This is a genomic window from Pyrobaculum sp. (assembly GCF_049971835.1).
Lineage (GTDB): Archaea > Thermoproteota > Thermoprotei > Thermoproteales > Thermoproteaceae > Pyrobaculum.
Genome location: NZ_JBMFKV010000187.1, coordinates 1 through 3617, shown reverse-complemented (window position 1 = coordinate 3617; position 3617 = coordinate 1). Strand labels below are relative to the sequence as shown.

Sequence of the window (3617 nt, the reverse complement as noted above, 5' to 3'; positions counted from 1 at the left end):
CGGTCCTCTACGTCTTCTGCCGGACTAAGGGGCTGTACATCAGGCTGAGGCTTGGGCGGGTTGTCTACTACGCCATGCAGTGCATGGGCGTCAAGTACGTGAAGAGAGACGTGAAGGAGCTGGTGCTTGAGGTCGCCTCGAAGCTCGGCGTCTCGGACCCGGAGGTACTTAAGCTAGTGGAGGAGAGGGTGAGGAGGCCCCTGAGGTCTGAGGTGGTAAACGCGTTTTTCGAAGTAGCAAAAAACGACCTACAGCTACAGAAGAAGATACGCAGGCTCAAAAAGCGGTAGGCCTCTCCGTTGTGTTTTTAAACACGCTCTTTTAGCCACACATGTCGCTAGCCACCGTCCAGCCCGGCCCCATAGCCCTGCCCGACCTCTCCGTCCTGGTTTCTGTACTCATCTCTTTCGCGGTAATGCTGGGCTTCTTCATATCTCTCGTCGCTATGATGGCCACCGCCCTTAAAGCCGCTTGGAGTATGGTGCAACTAAAAGAACTGTAGGAATTTGAGGTACAGCTCTGGCGGGTACCTCTTCCTCATCTCCTCGGCGGCGCTCGGCGATGGCGGGGCGCGGACTGCCTCTTCCAGCTTCTTTACGCAGTCGGCGACGTCCGCCTCTATGTACTTTACAAACTGGTGCCCGTCGAAGACTGTGTACTCGTCCTTCGCGCTACACTTGACGATCCCCTCCTCCTCGTCGTGGTAAACCGGTAGCGGAGAGACCACAGCGAGTCGGCCAGTCGCCGCCACGAACTCTCTCGGCGCCAGGGAGAAGCCCTCGGCGCGGGAGGGCAGGAAAAGCGAGGCGACTGAGGAGTAGAAGGAGTACTCATAGCCAGGCGGGAGGGTGATTATCTTCAGGTTGGGGGGAGCCACTATGTTCTGTAGCGGTATCTGGCCATGTTGCGTAGTTGCCATGAGGAAAGACAGGGAGGGGAGCATAGAGGCGGCCTTGATAACTATGTCGATTCCTTTCCGGAACAGGTTCACGCCTATGAACCCGACCTGGGATCTCCCGAGCGGGGGCGCCTGGCTCACCCTGACCGCGTGCGGTATTACGTCCGACACTACGAACCCGCTCTCTTCGAGAAGCGACTTAACGTATGGGGAGGGGGCGACCACGTGGCAGTGTTCGTTTACTAGCCTCACGTACTTTTTGTCCAGCCTGGGCACCCCCTCTGCCACTAGATACGCGACGCACCTTGAGGCGCCTACTATATGGCCCGCGACTGAGCGCAGGTCTGGCTGGAGCGCTGTGGAGATGACAATTGTGTCGTCTTCTGGCGGGAGCTCGCTAGTTTTGTAGACCCTTGCGTTTAGCACCTCGGCGATGTGCGACGCCACTTTGGATAGCGAGTACTGGTACGTGTGGACTATCTGCACGTTGCCTTTCTATGCCCATTTTTTAAAGATAGGGCGCGGATGTCTACATGTCAACAGACACCGCCAAGACTGTCGAAGAGAAGGAGGAGGTCCCCAGGCCTGTCGTGAGGGCCGAGAGGCCGCTGTTCGACATCACGTATACGAAATGTGAAAAGTGCGGATCGGTGGAGAGATCTCTTGAAATTCTCAAGCAGAGGGTGCTGGAGGCTGGGCTTAAGCCCCTCCAGCACAAGGCGCCGTGTCTGACAGACAAGAAACAGTACTTCGGGCTGTTCGGGAGCGTGCTCAAGGGGACCTACATAGCCAACAGCGACATAGACTACGCAGTAGTCATGCCAGGCGACTTCGAGAACAAGTTGGACAAGTACGTGAAGGGGGTGCTCGACAGGGTCTTCTACCTATTTAGGACCACCTACGGGTGGATAGCTGTAGGTGAAATCGCCGATATAGACGTCGAGCTCTACTACGTCCGCCCCAATGTCAGGTTCCACACTTTTGAGGTGGACGGAGAGGTGGCGTGCCGGCTGTCGGACACCGACCGCCAGACGGTGAGGCGGGTGAAGGAGCTGGGGAAGTACTGGGGAGTCTATGGCAAGTTCGGTGGCGTGCCAGGTATAGCTATTGAGCTCTCCACTATCTACGCGAGGGAGAGGGGAGTGGCGCTGGACGAGGCGCTGAGGTGGCACTACATCCCGCTACCTGGCCTCTCCAACACGGTCGCAGGCAACGCAGTCGGGAGGACCTTCAGGGTGAACCAGGAGATACTCGCAGACCTGGTGGCGGGGAAGACCCCCGCCGACCCCCCGACGGAGAACGAGAAGTACGTCTACGCGGTGAGTAGCTACGCTAAGCGGTACAACTACGCGTTTGAGTACTTCGTGGTGAGGGAGAACCTGCCCATAGCTGCGGTCTATATGGCCTATGTCTCGGCGCTTGCCGACGTCCTAGGCGCCGACAGGGTGAGGTACATCGGGAGGGAGGTCGGCGTGTTCGGCCCCGTAGGCTACAATGGCTATGTGATGGGCATCGCTATGCCAGCCGCCGCGAAGGAGACTAGGAAGTACGGAGTCGCCCCCGACCGTATCTCTCTCGTGACGCCACAGCTCTGCTCGCTGTCGCAGACAGACGGAATTAGGCTTGAGGGAGGCCTCGTATGCGCCTCCGAGACGATTGGCGCACGCGAGTTGCGCACGGTGGTCGCCTCGCTCTACGAGAGGTACAGACAGCACCTGGCCACCATATACGACCAGCACGTGAGGGTCAAGCTCATCTAGGCTTATAAAGACACAGCTTTTTCCCATCTATGCTAAGGCAAGCCAAGATGGAGTACGTCTGCAAGGGGTTTACGGTATCTGTGGACTTCAAAGACCCCGCAATGCTCCTAATCGCGCTCCTCTACCTAAAGGAGGAGGACGTCTGCCGCGCGTTTTCAGAAGCTTTGAGAGCCGCGTCTACGTCGGCTACGGCGCCTCCGCCATCTCAGAGCAATGCGGGGAGTCAGTAGCGTTTTGTCCATACTGCGCGAGCTGAAGAGCGGGAGGGACCCGGTGGCGGTAGTCTCTAGGCTGTTCCTGGTGGGGAGCCGCCGCCATTATGTAGATCTCATATACGACGTTGAGAGGGGGGTGGCTAAGAACGTGTGGGGGAGGTACGTTATCAGGCGCTCTTCTTCTGAGATACATGTCTATGTTGCGGAGGGCAAGGCGTTTGTAGTAGAGCTGGCTAGCTACCGCAGGCTCAGCGTGAAGAAGCAGGACAAGCCCCGTGTCCACAACGCCAGGTTTTTCAACTTTGTGTATCTCAATGTTAAGGATGGCGAAAAAATCTACTGGGTTAGGCTCGTCAATGGGGGCGAGTGGCTATTTAGATGTAGAGACGGTCACTGCGTAGAGCAACAGCACTACGCAAGTGCCACCCATGCTCTCGCAGTCGTATGGAGAGACGTAGAGCAACAGCAACCCGCTGGGCAGTTGGCTACGCAAGTGCCACCCATGCTCTCGCAGTCGTATGGAGAGACGCAGTCGGCCCCCTCGGGGCAGACTGGCGTAGGGGTGGCGCCAGGGATACAACAACAGCCTAGCGGGCAGTTGGCTACGCAGGTGCCCCCAGACGAGATACAGTCGAAGTAGCCCATGCACGTACCCTCTGCACATTTGTACGACATGGGTGGAGGTGGTGAGGAGTTTAAAAATGTGGCTGGTGCGGATCTCCGCCTGGGAGGGGAGGAGGTCGT

6 protein-coding genes are annotated in these 3617 nt (G+C 57.8%); 5 read left to right on the top strand and 1 reads right to left on the bottom strand.

All coding sequences use genetic code 11. From position 1 onward, the window contains the following. A partial coding sequence (locus ACP5J3_RS12025; RefSeq protein ID WP_428495910.1) for a hypothetical protein occupies positions 1 to 290 on the top strand: 290 nt, incomplete at its 5' end. 41 nt (positions 291 to 331) lie between these two features. Then, entirely contained in the window at positions 332 to 502 is a 171-nt protein-coding gene (locus tag ACP5J3_RS12020; protein WP_428495909.1) for a hypothetical protein, read from the top strand. Here the strand turns inward: ACP5J3_RS12020 and ACP5J3_RS12015 are convergent. Continuing rightward, positions 488 to 1384 carry a hypothetical protein gene (locus ACP5J3_RS12015; protein ID WP_428495908.1) on the bottom strand — a complete coding sequence of 299 codons (897 nt, stop codon included), beginning with the start codon at positions 1382 to 1384 and terminating at the stop codon, positions 488 to 490. The two genes, ACP5J3_RS12020 and ACP5J3_RS12015, sit on opposite strands and share 15 nt — an antisense overlap. A gap of 47 nt (positions 1385 to 1431) precedes the next feature. On the opposite strand from ACP5J3_RS12015, the gene ACP5J3_RS12010 reads away from it, so the two are divergent. Genes ACP5J3_RS12010 through ACP5J3_RS12000 form a run of 3 tightly spaced genes read left to right on the top strand, consistent with a single transcriptional unit; the run spans position 1432 to position 3513 of the window. Further along, positions 1432 to 2658, top strand: coding sequence for a nucleotidyltransferase domain-containing protein (locus ACP5J3_RS12010; protein ID WP_428495907.1), 1227 nt, complete (start codon positions 1432 to 1434; stop codon positions 2656 to 2658). Positions 2659 to 2687: 29 nt separating this feature from the next. Further along, positions 2688 to 2888, top strand: a complete 201-nt coding sequence (locus ACP5J3_RS12005) for a hypothetical protein (protein WP_428495906.1) — start codon at positions 2688 to 2690, stop codon at positions 2886 to 2888. Between the two features lie 4 nt (positions 2889 to 2892). After that, a complete protein-coding gene (locus tag ACP5J3_RS12000; RefSeq protein ID WP_428495905.1) occupies positions 2893 to 3513 on the top strand; it encodes a hypothetical protein in 621 nt (206 codons plus the stop codon). Positions 3514 to 3617 lie beyond the last annotated feature (104 nt).

Excerpts from the sequence above, each read along its gene's own strand:
- ACP5J3_RS12020 (WP_428495909.1), top strand. The coding sequence starts at position 332 with ATGTCGCTAGCCACCGTCCAGCCCGGCCCCATAGCCCTGCCCGACCTC.
- ACP5J3_RS12005 (WP_428495906.1), top strand. The coding sequence starts at position 2,688 with ATGCTAAGGCAAGCCAAGATGGAGTACGTCTGCAAGGGGTTTACGGTA.
- ACP5J3_RS12010 (WP_428495907.1), top strand. The coding sequence starts at position 1,432 with ATGTCAACAGACACCGCCAAGACTGTCGAAGAGAAGGAGGAGGTCCCC.